We start from the raw sequence: 20,351 nt of genomic DNA, 5'->3' as shown, positions 1-20,351 counted from the left end.
CTAGGAAAAAGACTAGCGAGCGTGTGCGTCTGTGATCGCGGGAAGACAAGACGCGACGAGCACACTCGCCCAAAAACGGAGCATCAGGATGCAACGACTTCCGATCGTATGAACTCCGCCTAATAAAAATCTTAAGGCAGCACACTACGGTCGATCAAGAACGCTTTTCCAATTTTAGCGACAATTCAACTTGCTAGCTGTAAGTTGAATTGGCGGTTTGGCAAGTTAACTGCGATGTGCGCGGTTAGGCACCTAGCATCTCGGTGATTGTCTTCTCGGCAACCTCCAAAGCAGCAGGTAGCTCCTCGGGTTTCTTGCCCCCCGCTTGAGCCATGTCGGGGCGACCGCCGCCGCCACCGCCGAGGGCTTTGGCCACGGGGCTGATCCACTTGCCTGCACTAACGCCTTTGTCTTGCAGGTCTTTCGAGATACCAGCAATCAGCGTTACTTTGTCGTCCCCTTCGCGAGCGGCCAGCATCACCGCGACGCTATCGCACTTTGCACGCAGCGTATCGATGAGTTGTCGCATCAAGTTTTGCGGTGCACCGGGAGTCTCAGCGATCACGACCGTGGTGCCAGTCACATCTTTAGCCGACTCCAACAACTTGTCGGCCGACAACGGACCAGTCGCATCGCGCTCGGCGAGTTGCTTCTTGATCGACTCGACTTCGCTCACCAACGATTCCACTCGCTGCACAACGGCCAACGGAGCGACCGACAGCAAGCGTCCCGCTTCGGCCAGCACGAGCTTCGCCTGCTGGTAACTGAGCTTCGCGGCCGACTTAGCGGCCAAGGTGGTCGTTTCGTCGCTGGGTTGTCCGCCAGAGCTGAGCAGTTTTTTGAGCGAACGCTGCTCGTTGAGCAATAGCCCAACCGCCTCGGCGACTTGCGATCCATCGACCTCAAGCAACTTGGCCGCTTGCTCCAACTCGGCAACCGTCTTCGTGGCCTGCTCCTCGGCACGCTGGCCGGTCAAGGCAACGATGCGACGAGTTCCGGAGGAAACGCCTTCTTCGCTAATGATTTCAAACGCGCCGACCTCGCTGGTGTTGGTCAGGTGGGTACCGCCGCAGAGTTCGCGACTGTTGGTGCCAGCCGAGAGCGGGCCCATCGACACCATGCGAACCGGGTCGGGGTACTTTTCGCCGAACAGCATCATCGCTCCCTGCTTGCGGGCGTCGGCCAGCGGCAAGGTTTCCCACTTTACGGGAGCAGCGGTCGCCACGTCGGCAGCCACGTCCTCGGCAATAGCGGCCAGTTTCTCCGGCTCCACTGGACTGAGGTTCGTGAAGTCGAACCGCAGCCAGTCGGCATCCACCTTCGAGCCTTGTTGCTGGGCGTGGTCGCCGAGGTGCTTGTGCAACGCGTGGTGCAACAGGTGCGTTGCGGAGTGAGCCCGCTGAATCGCAGCCCGGCGGCTGGTATCGACCGTGGCGGTCACCGTGTCGCCTTCGCTCATCACTCCGCTCTTCAAGTGCCCTAAGTGGATGAAGAGCTCTCCATCCTTCTGCGTGTCGATTACTTCGAACTCGAAGCCTTTGCCAACCAGTTTGCCGACATCGCCTACCTGACCACCGCTCTCGCCGTAGAAGGGAGTCTTATCGAGCACGACCCGCACGGGATCTTCGTGGCCAACCTCTTCCATCTTGTCGCACAGCTGATCGCTACCCGGCTTGCCCGCAACGATACCAACCACGGTGGCTTCGGCCTCTGTGATTTCGTAACCAAGGAACTCGGTCTTGTGGTGCACTTTCTTTAGTGAGTCGATCGGCCCCTTCGAGCCCATGACGATCTTCTGATCGGTACCGGAGCGAACGCCATGCTCGTCCATCGCCTCATGGTAGCCCTTCCAATCGAAGGCCAGATTGTGCTCGGCTGCGAGCGACTCGAACAACTCGGGGGGCACACCATAAGTTTGGTACAGATCAGCGGCCACGTGGCCATCGACCGTGGTGCGATTGTCTTTGCGCATCTCGTCGAAGACAAGGTCGATGCGATTCAAACCGCCATCGATGGTAGAAAAGAAGTTCGCTTCTTCCTTCTCGATCACCCCGGCCACGCGTTCGACCGTTTCTTTGAGTTCAGGATAGGGGCCCCCCATGGCGTCGACCACGGCCGGCACGATCTTCGAGAGGAACGGATCGCGCAAGCCCATTTGATGACCATCGAGCACCGCTCGACGGAGCAATCGCTTGACAACGTACTTTTCCTTATTGGCACCCGGGTACACGTTTTCGTGCACCGCGAACGTGCATGCCCGCACGTGGTCCGTGATGCGGCGGATACGACGGCCGTTCTCGGAGTCGTACTTGTATTCTACTCCGCAGACTTCGGCGGCCGCTTTCACGATCGGCATCAGAATGTCGATGTGGAAGTTCGTCTCGACGTTCTGCAGCGCTGCAGCGGTCCGCTCGAGGCCCATACCGGTGTCGATGTTCTTGGAGGGGAGCGGGCGGAGGTTGTCTGGCGGATCGCCCACGCGGTTAAACTGCGTGAACACCAGGTTCCAGATCTCCAGCGCCTCGCGGCCGGGCGCGGTGTAGTAGATTTCGCTACAGGGGCCACACACTCCGTCGGGCCCTTGGCTCGGAGCGCTGGCGGGCCAGAAGTTCTCGTCTTCCTTTTCGAAGCTGATGCGGCTGGTCGGCAGGCCGATCTTCTCGTGCCAGATGTCGGCCGCTTCCTGATCGTCCTTATAAACCGTCACGCTCAGCGTTTCGGCGGGCAGGCCGAGCCACTTCTTGTCGGTCAGGAACTCCCACGCCCAGTGGATGGCCTCGTCCTTAAAGTAGTCGCCAAACGAAAAGTTGCCCAACATCTCGAAGAACGTATGATGCCGCGGCGTCCGCCCCACGTTATCGATATCGCCGGTCCGCATGCACTTCTGGCAGGTGGTCGCCCGGGTGTATTCGAGTTTCACTTTGCCGAGAAAGTGGTCTTTGAACTGGTTCATCCCCGCCGGCGTGAACAGCACACTGGGGTCCCACGTCGGCACCAGCACGTCGCTGGCAACGCGGGTGTGGCCCTTGGTCTCGAAGAACGCCAGGTACTTTTCGCGAAGTTCGTTGGTTTGCATTGCGGAAAGGGGGAGGATTCGGGGCTCGGAAAGTGGAAATACGAAAACGCCTAAACCCTGCATCATAACGCACTTGGGGCAAATCGTGCAGGGAGACTTCGTTGCTTGCTCCCGTTGCAGGGGGCATTCATAATGGAGGACCCGGGCGATCTGCCCGAGGTTCCCCCCTGCTGAGTCGCCTGTATGCCCTGTTTGAACCGACACCTTGGCTATCTCTATTTGCTCGCGGTGCTGGCATTCGTTCCAGCACTCCAGGCGGATGGCTGCGATCAATGCCTGGCCGGAGAGACTCTGATTTGCCCCGCCGGCGGGTGCACCATCGGCGGCGACGAGTCGAATCCCGATCTGGTAGCCAATTTCGGCACGCCCCGCTCGGGCTGGCCGCAAGCCAGCAAAGGCGATTCGGTTTACTTGACCTACAGCTATCAAAACATGTTCGACGGCGGGCTGCTCGACCCTGGGGGACAGCCAGTGCCGGAGTCGCAGATCCGCACCGCGATTGAGGAGGCCTTTCTCGTGTGGGCCGAGGTGGTGCCGGTGCACTTCCGAGAAGTCGAGGACGACGGACTCCCCTACGGCCAGTCGAGCCTGCATGGCACCATCCGCCTGCGGCATGTCTACATCAATGGCCCCGATCCCGAAAACGGCAGCCCCATCGCCAAGGCGGTCGCCCGATTCCCAGGCACCAGCAACTACAGCGGCGATATCGATTTCGACCACAGCGACCCCTGGGCGCTGATCGGCACGATTCACGAGCCCGACTTCCTGGGTGCCGCGATCCACGAAATCGGCCATACGCTGGGACTCACCCACAGCAATGTGCCGACCTCTAACATGTACTGGACCTTCAAACGCCATACCGGCCCCGGCAGCGGAGCGCTCGAGCCCGACGACATTGCCGCGATTCAAAGTGTGTATGGTCCCGGCGTCGGCAGCGTCACTCCCCTGCTCGCTGCGGTGCCCGAGCCGCAAGCCTGGGTCGTGATGCTTGTGTTGCTGTCGCTCGCTGGCAATTTAGTCGCTGGTCGGACCAACTAGCTCGCGATCCAACAGGGCGATCATCTCGTAGACGAAGCGGCTCTTCTCGGCATTGAACTGCACCCGCTGGCCCACGGTCCTATCCGCCCACTCGCGGGCGCTGCCGCCGCATTGCTGGAACTCCTGGGCCATGGCGGTCCAGTCGCACACCATTTCGATCAGGTCGACTTCGGTCATGTCGTTCGGATCGGCGTGGAACTCGGGATGGTGCCGGTTGTGGCTCATGTGGTGCGCGATGGCCGACTCGATGAGCGGCTCGACGCCCGACGGATACGTGAAAGCCTCGCCGAGCTTCCGGCGCCGATGATGCTCGGTAAGCCAGATATAAGCGACGCGTTCCTCGGGCTCGAACTTCGATGCGTCGTGCCGCGCGGCTCGCTCCAGCAGTTGCTCGCCATACGGAGTCACCCGCGCCATCACTTGCAAACAACGCTCGACGCGAGCGATGTGCGCGCGGGTGCGCTGTTCAAAGAACGCAATCATCGACGGTGTCGGTTCCACGGGGTCCATACCGAAGATTTTAGCCACTTCGCCTGTTTAGGTGTAGCGATTGCTTGACCTACGCTGACTCACGCAGCCAGGCGTGCTTTTTCTCGAGCTGTCGCACGCGGGCCTTAACCGATGCGGCTGAGTCGCTTCTCGCCTTCTCCACCAACTTGCAGGCAGTCGGGCGATACGCAGCATGCTGCTCGGCGACCTGCACCGCAACGCTCGTGGCCCACGCCCGTAGGAATTTGTTCTCGCTGGCGGCCAGGTTCTTCGCCCGCGTCGCAAGCGATCGGCAACTTGCCTTCGGCAGGTCGCACTCCACAAGCATCTGCAGTAAATGCAACTTGGCGGCCCACGTGTCTTCGTCACGCAGGCGTTCGATTAACATCGCGACCACCGCGGGCTCGTACTCCTGACCGTCGTCGGCCCAACGTTTCAGCACCCACGTGGCCCCCACGCGAATCGACTCCTGCTCGTGCTCGGCCAGGGCTAGCAGTTTTTGAATATTTGCTTTGGTCGCGGGGGTGTCGGCCGCCAGCCGCTCCAAAGGTTCCGCGTGCTTGCCGTCGAATGTCTTGAGCTGAGAGAGAAGTTGCTTCATCGGCTAAGATCCGGCCGTGGGACTTGGTTGATGACTTGCGACTACACAGGTCGCGATTGGTAATCGGGCCCACTATTTGTAATCGGATCACGTCCAGTAGTAAAATCGAGTCCTTGATTTTACTCTGCCATTACCTCGATTCGCTGGGGAATACCATCATGGCTGCTGCTCACGCGTCGCTTCGCACGCTGCTGTTCGTCTGTTTGCTTGCTGCCGCGCCGGCTGCAATGGCCGACTCGCCGGTGAAGGTGATCTTCGATACCGACATCGCCGGCGACGTCGACGACGTGGGTGCCCTGGCCGCGCTGCATGTGCTGGCCGATCGTGGAGAGGCCGAGATACTCGCCTGCGGCATCTCGTCGAACAATCCTTGGGCGCCCGCCTGCGTCGATTCGATCAACACCTGGTTTGGCCGCCCCGACATCCCGATCGGCCGCGTCGGCGAGTTTGTGACCGACAAGCCGATCGACTCGCGTTACGCGAGAGCGGTTGCCGAGGAGTTTCCGCACGACCTGCCAGCCAGCTATCGGGTGCCAACCGCCGAGCAGGTATACCGACGCGTGCTCGCCGCCCAAGAAGATGGCAGCGTCACCATCGTGACGGTCGGCTTTCTCACGAACCTGGCTGCGCTGCTCGACACACCGGCCGACGACCTCAGCCCGCTTACTGGGGCCGAGTTGGTAAAGGCCAAGGTCAAGCAGTGGGTCGTGATGGGTGGAGTGTTCCCCGAAGGGCACTTTGCCAATGGCAGCGGTGAGTACAACCTGAAAGTCACGCCCGACGCCACGCAGCAGGTGATCAACCATTGGCCGACGCCGGTGGTGTTCAGCGGTTTCGAAATCGGCGAGGTCGTCCACACCGGAGCTAAACTAGCGGACATCGACCCGGCCAGCCCCGTGCGACGCGGTTACGAACTGTACAACAAGCTCACCAACCGCAACAGTTGGGACCAAACTGCGGTGCTCTACGCGGTGCGGGGAGCAAGCGACTACTGGACGCTTTCGCCGCCGGGCGTCTGCTCGGTGCCTGATAACTCGCAAGGCTGCCACGACTGGCGCGAAGATCCCGCCGGCACCCATCGCTACCTGATCGAGAAGATGCCCCCCGAACAAGTCGCCGCCGAGATCGAATCGTTGATGATCACCCCGCCGGCTAAGAAGTGAGACATCGATTTGAGACGGACTGTTGCATTGCAGGACTAATTTTAGCGTGCCACTGGCTCCACCCATTACTGTCCGGAATTAATCTTAACCGATTCTGAACTTGCGCGGTGGGGAGTGGTGTGGTACGACATAGTCCATGCCTTCCCAGCGAGTTGCTAAAGACGAGCTACCAGTGTGGCCCGAGCAGGTCATTGGGGGGAAGTATGTCCGGCTTTTGGAGAAGTTTCTCAAACAACTCCGCTCGGAAGACGCCCACGGTAATCGCAAGTTATTTCTCGATGACGTGTTCGTAGCCTACCTGCTGGCGTTCTTCAATCCCGCCATCCGCAGTTTGCGAACCATCGAAGATTTCAGCCAAACGGTACAGGCTCAGAAACACCTTTCGATTCGCAAGATCACTAGAAGTACGCTCTCAGACTTCAATCAACTGGCCGACCCCGAGCGATTGCAGCCGATTCTCGATGCCCTCCGCCGGCAACTTGCCCGCAAGTCAAAACGGCAATCGATAGGTGACGACGATCTCGACGAACTGCTCCAGCAGACCGTGGCCGTCGATGGCACGTTTCTCCCGGCCGTGGCCGAAGTCGCCTGGGCCATGTGCAATACGAACAATCATGGGGCGAAGAAGCATCGAGCGCGGGTGGATGTCCATTTGCCGGTGAGCACGTGGCTTCCCGAGGCAATCGTCATTCCATCCCCTGGCCAGAGCGAGGCCGATTCAGCCATCGAACGGTTGCAGCCCGGTCGTATCTATCTGTACGACCGCGGCTTCATGAGTTTCGCGCTCTTGGCAGCGCACTACGACGACACACACGCGTTGCAATCGCACTTCGTGGCTCGTTATCGCCCAGCGGGGGGCAATTCGCCCACGCTGCGGGAAGTGAAAAGTCGCGAACTCACCGAAAAAGACAAAGCGGCCGGCGTGCTCAGCGATGGAGTGGGACATTTCAAGTCTTCGAATCCGAGCCGACATCGAGTTCCCCGAGTGCAGCTTCGCGAAGTCATCGTCGCTTGCGAAGAAAAGGGAAAACCGTCGCAACTGCGGTTGATCACCAACCTGCTCGATGTACCGGCGCACGTGATTGCCATGCTGTATCGCTATCGTTGGCAAGTAGAACTGTTCTTTCGGTGGCTGAAGAGCTCTGCGAACTTCGGACACTTGATCAGCCACGCAAGCGAAGGGGTGCAAACGCACTTCTACGTGGCGGTCATTGCCGTGTTGCTGATGTACCTGCACACCGGTTATCGACCGAGCAAGTACCTGTTCGCCCTAATGGGACAGGTCGGCCGCGGGGCGGCAACCCTGGAAGAGATCCTGCCGATCCTCCGCGAGCGAGAACGTCAGAACGAACTGGCCCGGCAGTCGGCCGCGCGGCGGAGCGAGAAAAAGAAACAGCAATCGACTTAGAGACGCTGCCACTCGGCCGCGATTCTCACGCTGCCGCCTGCGCAATGTGAAAGGAAAAAGGCGGCGAGTCTTGATCGCGTAAGCCAATCCATGCAATCATAAGACGCCGCGCAACACTCCCGGAATGCAAAGAACCGAACTCCGGACAGTAATGGGCGGAGCCAGTGGCACCCTACGCCGTTAACCCTTTCTTTGCCTTAAAAAAGAGGTCTCGATGTAACAGCGTATTTCGGCCATCCTTTCAGTTGAACCAAGGAAGGGGCGGCCATCACTTACCCGAAGGGAATCGGGCATGTTACATCGAGACACTCAAGTGCGGCTGAATATCGTGTGCCTTCGGCAATGTTTGCGTTGGTTGTTGGCGGGAATCTGTTGGCGAACGATCCGCTTCCGCAACGACTGCAGTTGGACTCCTCGGTCACTAATGGCAGCCGCGCTGTTATGGGCCTGGTCGGACGAGCAGACTCTCACCGAGCGTTTTTTCGTTGTGCGTAAGATACTACTCTGCCTCGATAAAGAGCAACAGCAACTGGCCACTTCCTACCAAGCCTTCATAAAAATCCTTCGTCGCTGGACGAAGCCGCTCGCCGCGTTGTTGCAGTCAGTGCTGCAACAACGGATGCAAGCGACGCTGACCGATTGCTGGCTCACCGCGGGATACCTCGTATTCGCGGTCGATGGTAGTCGCCTTGAATTGCCTCGCACCCGCTCGCACGAACAAGCCTATTCGACGATTCGTCACGCACGACGGGTAAAGAACAGTCGCTACAAGAGACGGCAGGCCAAAGATGCGAAGAAAGTCAACTCGCCTCAACTCTGGCTCACAACGATGTGGCACATCGGTACGGGATTGCCGTGGGACTGGCGGGTCGGACCTGGTGACAGTAGCGAACGTGTCCACTTGCGGGAGATGCTCACTAGCTTGCCAGCCGGGGCTTTGATAACGGCCGATGGCGGATTCATGGGGTACGAAGGGCTGCAAGCGATTATCAAAAGTGGCCGACACGTCCTGCTGCGAGTGGGAGCCAATGTGCGGTTGCTGAAACAGCTTGGTTATGTACGGGAATGGACCGGCACGGTCTATCTATGGCCCGATCGGGAATCGAAGCGTGGCAACGAACCGCTCGTGTTGCGACTGGTGGTCGCTACGGATGGCAAGCAGCCGGTCTACCTGGTTACCAATATCCTTTCTCGGCGTGAATTGAGCGACAAGCAGGTGATTGCATTGTATGCACGTCGCTGGGGCATCGAACTATTCTATCGCCATCTCAAGCAGACCTTTCACCGTCGAAAACTCCTCTCTCGCGAAGCCGAGAACGCCAAGCTCGAAATCACCTGGTCGTTGTTCGGCTTATGGGCGATGTCGCTGTTCGCGTTGGTCGAAGCGATGAAGCAAGGCATCACACCAGCAAAGTTGAGTTTCGCCAAGCTGCTGTTGGCGTTTCGCCGCACGATGCGTGATTACCTGCATCCAACGGAGAAAAACGAACGCCTGTGCGAGAGGCTTCGCCAAGCCATCATCGACAGCTACAAGAGAGCAAACAAAACCAGCCGCAACTACCCACGAAAAAAACAAGCCAAACCGCCAGGAGTACCACAACTGCTCACTGCTACCAAGACACAGGCCCTGCGAGCAAAGCAAATCAAACCAGTACTACGAAAAGGGTTAACGGCGTAGAGTGGCACCCGCGGTGACCAGGGCCAATTGGGTGCGTTCCAGACCATTCTTTCCCCCACGAAGGAGTACTTCGGCTATTTCCGGCGGCCGAGGTGCCCTTGGATTCCTCCGACTAGTACGTCTTTCCTGAAATCCATTCCGCTGCTATATGCTGCGGAATGAAAAAGCACATTGTTTGCCTGGACCACCAGGCCCGTGGAGGTTTGGAGCAGCTAGCACGCTCAGGCGCCCGCGCGGCGCAAGTGGTGCGTCGCTGCCAGATATTATTGAAATCGGACTCGGGATGCACCGACGAAGAGATCGCCGAGCATGTGGGCTGCACGACGCGCAACGTCCGAGCCGTCCGAAAGCGGTTCTGCGAAGAGGGCGTCCAGCGGGCGGTGTACGATGCGCCTCGCTCGGGCCGCCCCCCAGAGTTCACCAAGCGGCAGCAGCAACAGGTAATCGCCCTGGCGTGCAGCGAGCCGCCCGAGGGACGGGCTCGCTGGACGCTGGAATTGTTGTGCGAGCACGCGGTGAAGGAAGGCTTCGTCGATTCGCTCAGCGTGACGGAGGTCTCGCTGTGGCTCAAGGAACACGACCTGAAGCCGTGGCGAAAAAAACTTGGTGCGTGCCCAAGCTGAACGACGAGTTCTGTGAGCGGATGGAGGACGTCCTCGAGCAGTACGAGAAGCCGCTCGACCCGAACGAGCCGGTCGTCTGCCTCGACGAGCAGCCCTATCAGAGGGTCGACGACGCGCGGCCGCCCGAGCCCGCGGCACCCGGCAAGATCGCGAAGCAGGACTACGAGTACCGCCGCTGCGGAACCTGCAGCGTGTTCGTGGCGGTCGAGCCGAAGGCGGGCAAGCGATTCGTTCAGGCCAAGCGTCACCGCAAGCGAGCCGACTTCGCCCGGTTCGTCCGCGACCTCTTGAAGCGCTATCCCGACGCAGAGCGGGTTCATCTGGTGATGGACAACCTCAACACGCACAACGAGAAGTCGTTGATCGAAACCTTTGGCGAGGAGGCGGCTCGGCCAATGCTGGAGCGGATTGTGTGGCATTTTACCCCCAAGCATGCCAGTTGGCTCAACATGGCCGAGATCGAAATCTCGGCCATACAGCGACAATGCCTGGGACGTCGGTTGGCTTCGCTCGACAAGGTTCAAAGCGAACTCTCCCACTGTTCACGCGACCGCAATCGGAAGAAAATCAAAATCAATTGGACCTTCCATCGAAAAGACGCCAAACGCGTCTTCCCTGAACTCTATAGGAAATGACTTCCGGGACGACGTACTAGCAGGATGCCTCCCAAGGCAATCTTGACGATGGCCATGCCGACTTGCTCGCTGTACCTGGTAGGCACCACGCGGTACGGATAGGTCCCCGGGGGAGCCGCTTTGGCCGCCTGCTCGTATTCGGCAGCCAGTTCCGTTAACCGCGTGTACTCCTGCCAGTTCCAGTAACACGAAGCGATAAACACCACCCCGAGAACAATCAGCAGGCCGCGAAACACCCGGTTCAAATTCACACCTTGCTGCGGGTCTCCTGATTCAGGCGACTCGAAGGGGTTGGGCTGCGGCTCCCCACTTTCCGCTTCGTGAACAGCTGCCGTCGAGTTGTTGGGTGGACTAGTCATGCTGCTACTTGGGAGCGATTTCAATCGGGTCACCTGCCGTGGCGATCAGTCTGTCGGCCAGGGAGGGCATTACATAGAAGCTTATCCCCTTGGCCTGGGCAAACTTCAACTCGACGAAGGGAAAGAACATATACAGTTTGGTCTGCCGGGCGGTAATGTCTTGCCAAGGAACAAACAGTGGCGGATGGAACGGACGAAACAGAAAAAACACCGATAGCCCCAGGCCATCGCTGTTTACCGTGTAGGTGAGACATCCACTATAGCGAACCGATCCCAAACGCCCCGCACGAAAGGGAAAGATCTCCCCTTCCAGCGGTGCAGCTGCACGATAGACCATCAGGCGTTGCCAGCCCGCCGCGTAAAGCACATAGAAAACAAATACGAACCATAATCCGCCCCCTACCATAATCAATGCGATCAAGAGCGGGTGCATCTCGGCTTCGGACAGCAATAGCCCAACCATACAACTCATCCTCGTTGTTCCTCTTCCCGCCACGCGGGCCAGGCATCCACCAGGTACATCGCGAACGGAATCCACCAGATAAGATCGTTCGTCACGCACAGTACCACCGTTGCCAACGGCCAGTTGCCCGAAGCAATCTGCACCGCCAGGCCAAGGGGGCCCAACAGCTTGCCGGCCAGCCCTACCGCGGCGATCAACCACCCCTGCTCGGGCCGACGGGCCACCTCTAGGTATAACACCCCATACAGCCCGATCACCATCCCCAGGCAGGCAAAGATCTGCGGGTGGACTGCCAGCGGCAGATCTGCAAATCGGAACAACCACTGCGGGTCGGCCGCTGCGTACAGCCCCCAGGCGATGTTATACACCCCTGCAGCCAGGAAGACCCCGCGATAGAACCGCCGCCGCGGCAGCGTTGCTCGAGGAGCCGTTGTGCTAGTTGCCATCGGGAGTCTCGACTTAAGTTCGTCGCCAGCTGACTTGAGTGCCGTCGGGCAGATCTTTGAGCTGCTGGTAGAGTTGCCCATACAGCTTGTAGTGATCGACGATGCTGGCCACTTCGGTATTGGCCACCGAGTAATCGCCTCCCAGAATCGGCGGAGTGGTGAAGCTGTAGCATTGCCCAGGCTCGAGCAACAACCCTTGCTGCACGCATGCATCGACCAGCGGAATCATCAACCACGTGTTGGCGTTCTCTTCTTCGTCGATGCGATCGCCAAACTCATCGCGATTCTCAGCCAGCCTGGTCCGTGTCCCCGCACTCACATCGAGCATTTCAATCGAGCCATCGCCGAGCACTACGATCAAATCGCCAAACCGGTTGACCATCCACAAGGTGAATTCTTCCGGCACCAGACCATACCAAGGCGACAGCATCGCACTCCAGTCGTAGTCTTCCTGATCGATCAGGTAGTCTCTCAAAGCCAACAGTTCGCCCTTTGCTCGCAACAATCGCTCGACAAGTAAGTTCACTCCTGCAGTTTAGCCACGGCTGGTTGGCATTGCCAACAGACGCCAATCTCCTCAAGTTTCTCGCCGCTTTTCAGTGGGAAATGGCCACCTGTGGCGGTAGAATTTCGGGGATGGTTGGCGGTGGTGATCCACCGCTGATGACTGCTAATGTTTACCGAATTGCCCCCACTTCTCCCCCCTGGGGCGAAATTGTTCACCCCCTAATTTTTGTGATTGCGACAAGTACTGATTCTCGCTGGACTTACGACCACTCGCGACGAATCCCCGGGCTCGATAAAGCCCCCACGAATCGTTTTTCGCCAAATGGGGGCTTTATTTCGTTGCTCCGCTTCCCGCATCGACGCTGGACGGCCGAGTGTTGCCCCTCCCCAGCATCGCCCGAATTAGCGACAATACCGAGTCTCGCTAACTCCACTTTCGCCCCGCCTGGCTCACCGATGGATCGACCTGCCAATCACGACGACGCCCTCGCCGAGGTGCTCGAACAATACTGGGGCTTCGATACCTTTCGCCCGCTACAACGCGAAGCGATCGACTCGGTGCTGGCAGGCCGCGATTCGCTGGTGATCCTGCCGACCGGTGGTGGCAAGTCGTTGTGCTATCAGGCGCCGGCCCTGGCGATGCCCGGGGTGGCCATCATCGTGTCGCCGCTGATCTCGCTGATGAAAGATCAGGTCGACGCCCTGAAGCTCAGTGGGGCTCCTGCGGCGTTCATCAACAGTTCGCTGTCGTCGGAGGAACGCCGCAAGGTGCTGCAGCAGGTCCGCACCGGCGAGATCAAGCTGTTGTATGCCGCGCCGGAACGGTTGGTCCGCCCGCAGACGCTCAACTTCCTGCGTTCGGTCGACGTGTCGTTCGTTGCCATCGACGAAGCCCACTGCGTGAGCACCTGGGGTCACGACTTCCGCCCTGAGTACACGGAGCTTAGCCTGCTGAAACAAGCACTGCCCGGCGTGGCGGTGCACGCTTACACCGCCACGGCGGCCGAGCGGGTGCGGCAAGACATCACCCAAGGCCTGGCACTGCGTGATCCGCAGATGCTGATCGGCCCCTTCGATCGGCCGAACCTGGTGTTCCGTGTGCGACGAGCCACTCGCAAGCTCGACCAGGTGCAGGAAGTAATTGATCGCCATCCAGGCGAGTCGGGCATCGTGTACTGCATCAGTCGCAACGAAGTGGAGAGCGTGGCCGCGTCGCTCAAATCGGCCGGCGTCCGCGCGGCTCCCTATCACGCAGGACTCGGCGACACCGCCCGGGCGCGCAACCAGGAAGCATTTCTCAAGGATCGCATCGACGTGATCGTCGCCACGGTGGCGTTCGGCATGGGCATCGACAAACCGGATGTTCGTTTCGTGGTGCACGCTGGCATGCCGAAGTCGCTCGAAGCGTACGTGCAAGAAAGCGGCCGCGCGGGGCGCGATGGTTTGGAGTCGGAGTGCTTGCTGCTTTACAAAGGAAGCGACGCGGTGCTCTGGCGGCGGATGATCGAGGAAGGAGAACCCGCGGCCCTCGAAGGCGCGCTCCGCTCACTCGGCGAAATGATGCGTTACACCACCTCGGTTGGGTGCCGGCATCAAGCCATCGTCGAACACTTTGGGCAGTCGCTCGATCGCCATAACTGCGGCGCCTGCGATTATTGCCTCGACGAACTCTCGTTCGCCGACGAGCCGTTGATCAACGCGCAGAAGATCATCTCGTGCGTCGCTCGACTCGAACAACGCTTCGGGGCGAGCCATACCGCGAAGGTGCTTGCGGGCTCGAAGGATCAAAACGTCACGCGGTTCAACCACACGACGCTCAGCACGTATGGCATCCTGAAGCACGAGCATGGCACCACGATTCGCGACTGGATCGAGCAACTCGTGGGGCAAGGGCATCTGGCCAAGGTCGGCGAATACGGCGTGCTGCAAATCACCACCAGTGGTCGCGAAGTGCTCCGCGGCGAAACCACCCCGCAGTTGCTAGCTCCTGCGAAACGCGTGAAGGAAAGCCGCGCTCGCACCAAGGAGGATTGGGAGGGAGTCGACCGCGGGCTGTTCGACGCCCTCAAGGAACTCCGCGGCGAGCTGGCCGCCGAGAAAACAGTGCCCGCTTACATGGTGTTCGGCGATCAATCGCTTCGTGACATGGCCCGCCGACGCCCAACCAGCGAGGAGGCGTTCGCCCGCGTCCGCGGAGTGGGGGCGGCCAAACTGCGCGACTACGGCCAGGTGTTCATCGGAGCCATCACCAACTACTGCAGCGAAATGGGGGTGCCAACCGACGTGATGGAGTAACTAGAACTTCCACCGAAACTCTGCCCGGGCTCCACTGATGTCCTCGGAGTTATCGAGCCAGCCATGCATGGCATCGAACCGTAGCAGGTGAGCGTTGGTGATCGGCACCTGGTAGCGAATGCCAACGCCGGCCTGATCGCCAGCAGCAATCCGCCCAGCCGAGGAGCCATGCACTTTGAGCGCGGCGAACTCGACAATGAGTTGCTGGTCAAAGTTCGGCGACAACAAGTCGACACCTGTCGCAAAGCCAAACGTATTGTTCCCCGAAGCATCAAGCGTCGGGTAGCCAGTCAGGGCGTCGCTTTGAAACAAAATACCAGTGTTAAACAAAACCCCGCCAAACGCGGCCGCTCGTGCTGCCGGCTGGGGACGATCGAAGCCAGCAAACACATTGCAATAAGGCAGTAAGTTGTATGGCATCGGCGTAATCAACGTGTTCTCGGCAATCAGCAGTACCCCGTCGGCCGTGCGAGCCGACTGAGGGCCATCCTGGCCGGCGTTGATGATCACACGCATCGAGTTCGATACGGTGTTCAGATACCGCCGAGTGTAGGAGATGCCGATGTTGCTGTAATCGCGCGAGCTATTCGAGCGATGATTGGCAAACGCGTAACCAAGCTCGAAGTAGCCACCTCGACTTTCGATGAAGGTGGTTCCACCGAACAGCTGCATGGCGTCTTCGTCGCCAGGCGCAGCGCCTGAGCTTACTTTTTCGAGAGCGGCAAAGAAGGTGATATCGTAATTCGACCAGTCAAGGCCCGCGTGATTCTGCGCCGGCACCGTGGCGGCGAATCCCAACATGGCATCCTGCATCCAGATGCCATTCTGAAATAGCAAAGGAACCAAACCCACCGTGAAAGGCAGATCGAACGCTGCATACGACGAACTCAACCCACCGGCAATTTGTCCGAGGTCGCCCTCGAAGAACATGGTGTCGGTATCGGGGTCGAAGAAGTCGAGCTCCTCGATAAACTCCCCTTCCTCCACCCGCATGAAGTTCGTCCCTTCCTGGAAAGGACCACTAAACATATGAAACCGCTCGGTACTGGTAAGCCAGTAATCAATTTCCAGATTCAGCCGATGCGCAAGCACGGTGATATCGCGGCCGACCAGATCGTTCTGCGCGACGCCGATGCGGTAGTCGCCGTACACGTAGAACTTCTGCTGCACTGGATTCGTGGGACCGAGGATTTCGAGCGAAGGGGGAATCGGTCCCTTGCGGTAAAACGGCAATCCAAGCTCCATCAATGGATACTGCACCGGCACCAGGTGCTTGCCATTGTACACGTTCAGCTCGGCCCCCACGTCGAGCGGGCAGGAGTCGTAGAACGGGTCGTGGCTGAAGTCGCTCTCGTAGCACGTCGACAGGTCGGCGCGGCAATCGCTCGCGGGCGGGTGATGCATCGCGTGCGGCTCGCCCGGCTTGGCAGACTCGTCACTTGGCTTACCTGGCTCGTTGTCCGACAGGCAGACATCGCCAAACGTCGGCGTCATCGGCGGAGGGGGCAACAGCCCGAACCGCAACACCGAGGGCTGAAAACCAACCTCAGTGGGTGCGTCGCTGGGACAGTAGACCGACGAAGGGGGCACGGCCGCGGGGGCGTCGAACAACGTGCTACTCGCCTGCTGGGCGAGGGTGCTACCACTCATGGCGCACAGCAACAAACTCAGCCACACCGGGCGAGTAAGTCGCAAAGACCATGGGGAAGCATACCAATTCATCGTAGCACGTCAGTCGTGAGTGGTCGTTTATTGAACGGTGAATTCCACCGCGTAGGGATGGATGTCGACAATGCCTTCATTCATGCCGCGCTTCATTTCGGTGGTCGCGCGGCAGAAGTCCATGAAGTAAATCGGCTCGGCCCGACTACGCATGCGGAAGCTCAAGCGATACCGGCCCGGCTGGCACAGCAACTCGCCTGGAATCTTGTAGTTCACTTTCTTGCGCCCCAGCGGAGCGAGCGAGCGGCTCTCCATCCGAATAAACGGAGGGTGGTTCGTCACCGATACCGGAATCGCTCCTGGGCGAAGGAATGGCAGTTGGTCGAACTCCACGTTCACCGGCAAGTAGAACTCGCGATCGGTACCGACTGCGCCGGTGATCAGGAACATGGTCTGCAGATTGAACAACTGCGAGTCAAACGGCATCAGCCCCGCCCGCACATCGCGCGAGTGGATGTCGCACACGTCGCCGTAGCGGTCGGTGTAGCCGGTCTCCCACAACCGCTGACCGCTGGGGCCGATCAGCACGATGTTCGCCCACAGCTGCGGCTGGGCCCCCAGGCTGGCAGTCGGCAGGTTATGCCCAGTGTTGGTGTTGGTCACCACGTAATGGAGGTCGAGATCCTGACCGACGCTCGGCGTGCAGTCGAAGAACGGGCCATCGACGTGCGAGCCGTTTTCCATCACCTGCTTGCGAATCTCGGTCTTCCCCTCCAGACGCTTCAGGTTGTCGTCGATGATCTCGCGGGCGTCGTAGCGATCGTCGGCCTCGACCCACGCTTTGGGGAATCGCACCTGGGTCTCACCATCGGCAACGCGGTCTTCGAACTCGTCGGTGCCCCATCCGGCTCGCCAGTCGAATTCCAACCACTCGGGGATGCTCCACCGATCGGCCTTCACATGGAACGGGAAGATGCCGGGGTGGGCGATCGAGTAGCCCGGGCCATAGAACACATGGTTCGAGTGCTTCACGTTATCGCGAACGGTCTTGCCACCGACCTCGGCAATCGCACAACACTCGTAACCGCTGGGGAGCCCCGGCACTTTGCCCATATGGCAGTCCTGGCAAGTAATGCCTTGGCGGTAAGCGGGCGATGCGCGGTACTGCTCCCACACCACTTCGAGCTTGATGCCCGGATGCACCGCCACTTGATGGCAAGTAGTGCAGTACTCGGCCTGCGAGAGTTGGTCGAAGTAGCGACCTTCGACATGGATGTTCTGGCCGGGACCTTTGTCGTCGGCCGAGGTCTTCACCTTGTATTGATCCTTGTGGGCGATGGCCTCGGCAACTCCTTCGCCCCTTTTGCCGCCATAGATGGCAGCAAACTCGTCGCCGGGCACGAGTCGGCGTTCGCCATTGGTCTTCACGTACCGCTGATTCACCCGATGGCAGGCGACGCACGTAATGCCTTCGCGGGCCACGGCCGGTTGTTCCCACAGCGGAAGGTCGCGCGACAGCCCCATCGTCGTACCGACCGGGGCGTGACATCGCAGACAGAAGTAACCGATCGTGCCTTGGCTCACTTCGGTGATGCGTTGCTCGAACTTCTGGAACATCGGCGAGATGTTCGCGTACGCATGGCTCGAGCAACTCCACTCGTTGTAGATCTTCTCATGGCACTTCGCACAGGTCTTGGCCGAGGGAAAACAACCTTCAGCGACCAGTTCCAAGTGGGGATCGAGTCCCTCGGGCACGCCCGCAGCACGAGCCTGCGCCCAGGCCGACGCACGATCCGCCTCGCTGCCCGAAGCATGCAAGTTAGGGGCGGCCGGCGGGGCGAAGGTACTGGGGGCTGTGGGGGAAACAGCGGGCCCAGTTGTCGGCGCAGGCGGCGACACTGTTGTCGGCGCACTCTGCGGTGCGGCAGGAGCACTCGGCCGATCGGCCGGCGGCGTCGGCAACGACTCGCGTTGCACGGGTGCAGCGGGCTGAGTATTCGGCGATTGGGTGTTCGGCGATTGACTCTCGGTGGCTTGAGTCTTTGGGGACTCGACCCACATCTGCGCCTTCGGAACGGCAGGTTGCTCAACTGGTGTTTGCTCGACTGGTGCTTGCTCCATCGGAGGTTGTTCGACCACAGGTGGTGCGATGGCAGGTTCCGCAGGTGGAGGAGCGATTCGCCGAGGCGTTGCATCGGTCTTCGGCGGAATGCTTGGCTCCGGCGACGTGGCGGGAGCAGTCTCCACCGGCCTGACGAGCGAGGGACCGTGCTCGCCAGGCGGGGGACTGGCCTCGACCGGCAGCGGGGGGGAACGCTGGATTCGGTCGGGCGTGATGGAATTCGATTCTTCGGGGGTAACCGGGGCGGCTGCTGGTTCGCTGGGGGCCGCTTCCACTGCTGGCGACGTAGCATCGCTGTCGGCCGGTTCCAACGTTGGCTCCGACGACACACTACCCGCGTTGGCGGCCGCGTCCTCGGGGGCGTACCAGGCGTTCGGGTCGACCAACCAATTACCGCCGCCCTGCGATGGATTGCTACCCATGGCAATTCGCTGCGGAGCGATCCGCTGCGGGCGACTGTTTTGGGCAACTCGAATACTGGTGATCGTCGCACTCGGCTGAATCTTACTGGACTGGGTCGCACCAGCATGCACCTGATGGTGGGCGGTAAGGTCGACCTTGGGAGCCACCGCTCCGCTACTACTAGCCAAAGGTCGCGGAGTGGGCGACGAGAGGAGTTCTTGCTCGAGCTGCATGGCCGACGTGGGGCAGACCGTTGCGACCTCGGCCACCAGACGTTGCACTTCCGCCTGATAAGCAGCATCGGCCTGGCGAGTGGTACTGGCCACTGGCAACAAAGGAGCTTTAGCCGCCTGTGGCAATGCCGCATCGCTCTCGGGGGCTGGCACCATCGCCTGCCAGCCGGTCCACACAGCAACCAACACCATCAGCGCAGCGAGCGAACAGCGGAATGCGACTCCGCCGTGTTCAAACGAGAGCTTTGCCATCCTTGGCATGCGGTTACTGCGTTGAGTTCGAATCGATGTGACCGCTCAATCATCCATGAAGCGCGATCTTTCAAGCAGTTCATCGTCGCCTGCTTGGGGTCGAGTGTCGCGTTTTCCGCATGGCCGCCAAGCTTCACCGATCAGGCAGCAATCGCCCAATCGTCAAGGTTTACCATCCACCCCTACCCTATCAGGGGGAGCGAAAGCACTCGCCACGAATTGATGTTCATCAGAAGCCGCTTACGCGAGCGGCAATTGGCCATCGCTGCCGAGCAGGAACTTGCACCCCATCGAGTACCCTCTATTCTCTTTCTCCTCCCAACGAATCTCTCCCAGCAGTTGGGTCTCAGGCATGCCGAGTCGGGCGCAGTCGATCAGTATCATCGACGCTTCCCAAGGCTCTTCGACCATCAACTTGGCTCCCGATGCCGACAGGTCGATCAGGCGGGCCGTTTCGGCGACCCCCAACGGGTGCGCCCGCTCGTCGAGAGGGATGCAGACCACATCGCGCTGGATGCGGTAGCGAATGTGGCGGCGTCGCTCATTGGCCTGAGCCCCCGCTCCGACCAGCTGCTGCACCAAACTCGCAGTCGGCAGGCGGTCGACTCCGGCAAGATTCAGTTTCTCCAATCCGAGTCCCTGATACTGGTGTTTCGTAAGCCGCATCGACCGATCGTTGCGACCTTCGGTGAAGTAGTAGCGGCCACATTCGGGGCAACTCACCGCCGACGCCCAGGCACCCTCTCGAGGGCTGGGCCAGGCAAGCTCTCGGTAGCATCCGCCGCAATGACCGATTTCGGAGAAATCCGATTCGATGATTCCATAGGTATCGAGACCAATGTGATTTCGAACAAGCGATTCGATGACTTCGTTTGACAGCGACGCGGACAATTTCTCAC

General features: G+C 59.9%; 17 protein-coding genes. 7 read left to right on the top strand and 10 right to left on the bottom strand.

The window, feature by feature from the left end; translation table 11 throughout:
• Positions 1-244: 244 nt before the first annotated feature.
• The gene (alaS, locus tag Pan181_RS06580) at positions 245-3,076 is read right to left on the bottom strand and encodes an alanine--tRNA ligase (protein WP_145246070.1); all 2,832 of its coding nucleotides are present in this window, start codon (positions 3,074-3,076) and stop codon (positions 245-247) included.
• A 183-nt stretch (positions 3,077-3,259) separates the two neighbouring features.
• Here alaS and Pan181_RS06575 point away from each other — a divergent pair, with 183 nt between their 5' ends.
• Positions 3,260-4,114, top strand: coding sequence for a matrixin family metalloprotease (locus Pan181_RS06575; protein ID WP_145246069.1), 855 nt, complete (start codon positions 3,260-3,262; stop codon positions 4,112-4,114).
• Here Pan181_RS06575 and Pan181_RS06570 read toward each other — a convergent pair.
• Both Pan181_RS06570 and Pan181_RS06565 read right to left on the bottom strand, forming a co-directional pair.
• The gene (locus tag Pan181_RS06570; protein WP_197528984.1) at positions 4,091-4,642 is read right to left on the bottom strand and encodes a DUF5662 family protein; all 552 of its coding nucleotides are present in this window, start codon (positions 4,640-4,642) and stop codon (positions 4,091-4,093) included. The two genes, Pan181_RS06575 and Pan181_RS06570, sit on opposite strands and share 24 nt — an antisense overlap.
• A 31-nt stretch (positions 4,643-4,673) precedes the next feature.
• Positions 4,674-5,204, bottom strand: a complete 531-nt coding sequence (locus tag Pan181_RS06565; RefSeq protein ID WP_145246068.1) for a hypothetical protein — start codon at positions 5,202-5,204, stop codon at positions 4,674-4,676.
• A 158-nt stretch (positions 5,205-5,362) separates the two neighbouring features.
• On the opposite strand from Pan181_RS06565, the gene Pan181_RS06560 reads away from it, so the two are divergent.
• The 5 genes from Pan181_RS06560 to Pan181_RS06540 all read left to right on the top strand — a co-directional run bounded on the left by Pan181_RS06560 (position 5,363) and on the right by Pan181_RS06540 (position 10,711).
• Complete coding sequence (locus Pan181_RS06560) at positions 5,363-6,367, top strand: nucleoside hydrolase (RefSeq protein ID WP_145246067.1); 1,005 nt, start codon at positions 5,363-5,365, stop codon at positions 6,365-6,367.
• A gap of 136 nt (positions 6,368-6,503) precedes the next feature.
• The gene (locus tag Pan181_RS06555) at positions 6,504-7,775 is read left to right on the top strand and encodes an IS4 family transposase (protein ID WP_145246066.1); all 1,272 of its coding nucleotides are present in this window, start codon (positions 6,504-6,506) and stop codon (positions 7,773-7,775) included.
• 424 nt (positions 7,776-8,199) lie between these two features.
• On the top strand, positions 8,200-9,453 hold the full coding sequence (locus Pan181_RS06550) for an IS4 family transposase (RefSeq protein WP_197528324.1): 1,254 nt from the start codon (positions 8,200-8,202) through the stop codon (positions 9,451-9,453).
• Between the two features lie 158 nt (positions 9,454-9,611).
• Entirely contained in the window at positions 9,612-10,076 is a 465-nt protein-coding gene (locus tag Pan181_RS06545; protein WP_145244956.1) for a helix-turn-helix domain-containing protein, read from the top strand.
• Positions 10,064-10,711, top strand: a complete 648-nt coding sequence (locus Pan181_RS06540) for an IS630 family transposase (protein WP_145244957.1) — start codon at positions 10,064-10,066, stop codon at positions 10,709-10,711. The genes Pan181_RS06545 and Pan181_RS06540 overlap by 13 nt, the downstream gene beginning before the upstream one ends.
• Here the strand turns inward: Pan181_RS06540 and Pan181_RS06535 are convergent.
• The 4 genes from Pan181_RS06535 to Pan181_RS06520 are packed head-to-tail and all read right to left on the bottom strand — an operon-like array spanning position 10,699 to position 12,505.
• Positions 10,699-11,070 carry a hypothetical protein gene (locus Pan181_RS06535; RefSeq protein WP_145246065.1) on the bottom strand — a complete coding sequence of 124 codons (372 nt, stop codon included), beginning with the start codon at positions 11,068-11,070 and terminating at the stop codon, positions 10,699-10,701. The two genes, Pan181_RS06540 and Pan181_RS06535, sit on opposite strands and share 13 nt — an antisense overlap.
• A 4-nt stretch (positions 11,071-11,074) precedes the next feature.
• Complete coding sequence (locus tag Pan181_RS06530) at positions 11,075-11,533, bottom strand: hypothetical protein (protein ID WP_145246064.1); 459 nt, start codon at positions 11,531-11,533, stop codon at positions 11,075-11,077.
• A 5-nt stretch (positions 11,534-11,538) separates the two neighbouring features.
• Positions 11,539-11,979 carry a hypothetical protein gene (locus Pan181_RS06525; protein WP_197528983.1) on the bottom strand — a complete coding sequence of 147 codons (441 nt, stop codon included), beginning with the start codon at positions 11,977-11,979 and terminating at the stop codon, positions 11,539-11,541.
• Positions 11,980-11,992: 13 nt separating this feature from the next.
• Complete coding sequence (locus tag Pan181_RS06520) at positions 11,993-12,505, bottom strand: DUF1851 domain-containing protein (protein ID WP_197528982.1); 513 nt, start codon at positions 12,503-12,505, stop codon at positions 11,993-11,995.
• A gap of 437 nt (positions 12,506-12,942) precedes the next feature.
• Between Pan181_RS06520 and recQ the strand changes: the two genes are divergently transcribed.
• Positions 12,943-14,781, top strand: a complete 1,839-nt coding sequence (gene recQ, locus Pan181_RS06515) for a DNA helicase RecQ (RefSeq protein ID WP_145246063.1) — start codon at positions 12,943-12,945, stop codon at positions 14,779-14,781.
• Here recQ and Pan181_RS06510 read toward each other — a convergent pair whose 3' ends face one another.
• The 3 genes from Pan181_RS06510 to Pan181_RS06500 form a co-directional block, all read right to left on the bottom strand.
• A complete protein-coding gene (locus tag Pan181_RS06510) occupies positions 14,782-16,431 on the bottom strand; it encodes a hypothetical protein (RefSeq protein WP_145246062.1) in 1,650 nt (549 codons plus the stop codon).
• A 99-nt stretch (positions 16,432-16,530) separates the two neighbouring features.
• Positions 16,531-19,452, bottom strand: a complete 2,922-nt coding sequence (locus tag Pan181_RS06505) for a multiheme c-type cytochrome (RefSeq protein ID WP_197528981.1) — start codon at positions 19,450-19,452, stop codon at positions 16,531-16,533.
• A 240-nt stretch (positions 19,453-19,692) separates the two neighbouring features.
• The gene (locus Pan181_RS06500; protein ID WP_145246060.1) at positions 19,693-20,343 is read right to left on the bottom strand and encodes a PilZ domain-containing protein; all 651 of its coding nucleotides are present in this window, start codon (positions 20,341-20,343) and stop codon (positions 19,693-19,695) included.
• Positions 20,344-20,351 lie beyond the last annotated feature (8 nt).

This window comes from Aeoliella mucimassa (genome assembly GCF_007748035.1).
GTDB lineage: Bacteria > Planctomycetota > Planctomycetia > Pirellulales > Lacipirellulaceae > Aeoliella > Aeoliella mucimassa.
This window is presented reverse-complemented; position numbering and strand designations above follow the sequence as displayed.

Bases quoted from the DNA above. Each gene is read 5' to 3' on its own strand.
- Pan181_RS06575 (WP_145246069.1), top strand. From the start codon at position 3,260: ATGCCCTGTTTGAACCGACACCTTGGCTATCTCTATTTGCTCGCGGTG.
- alaS (WP_145246070.1), bottom strand. From the start codon at position 3,076: ATGCAAACCAACGAACTTCGCGAAAAGTACCTGGCGTTCTTCGAGACC.
- Pan181_RS06535 (WP_145246065.1), bottom strand. From the start codon at position 11,070: ATGACTAGTCCACCCAACAACTCGACGGCAGCTGTTCACGAAGCGGAA.
- Pan181_RS06560 (WP_145246067.1), top strand. From the start codon at position 5,363: ATGGCTGCTGCTCACGCGTCGCTTCGCACGCTGCTGTTCGTCTGTTTG.
- recQ (WP_145246063.1), top strand. From the start codon at position 12,943: ATGGATCGACCTGCCAATCACGACGACGCCCTCGCCGAGGTGCTCGAA.
- Pan181_RS06505 (WP_197528981.1), bottom strand. From the start codon at position 19,452: ATGGCAAAGCTCTCGTTTGAACACGGCGGAGTCGCATTCCGCTGTTCG.
- Pan181_RS06510 (WP_145246062.1), bottom strand. From the start codon at position 16,431: ATGAGTGGTAGCACCCTCGCCCAGCAGGCGAGTAGCACGTTGTTCGAC.
- Pan181_RS06525 (WP_197528983.1), bottom strand. From the start codon at position 11,979: ATGGCAACTAGCACAACGGCTCCTCGAGCAACGCTGCCGCGGCGGCGG.
- Pan181_RS06550 (WP_197528324.1), top strand. From the start codon at position 8,200: ATGGCAGCCGCGCTGTTATGGGCCTGGTCGGACGAGCAGACTCTCACC.
- Pan181_RS06545 (WP_145244956.1), top strand. From the start codon at position 9,612: ATGAAAAAGCACATTGTTTGCCTGGACCACCAGGCCCGTGGAGGTTTG.
- Pan181_RS06565 (WP_145246068.1), bottom strand. From the start codon at position 5,204: ATGAAGCAACTTCTCTCTCAGCTCAAGACATTCGACGGCAAGCACGCG.
- Pan181_RS06530 (WP_145246064.1), bottom strand. From the start codon at position 11,533: ATGGTTGGGCTATTGCTGTCCGAAGCCGAGATGCACCCGCTCTTGATC.
- Pan181_RS06555 (WP_145246066.1), top strand. From the start codon at position 6,504: ATGCCTTCCCAGCGAGTTGCTAAAGACGAGCTACCAGTGTGGCCCGAG.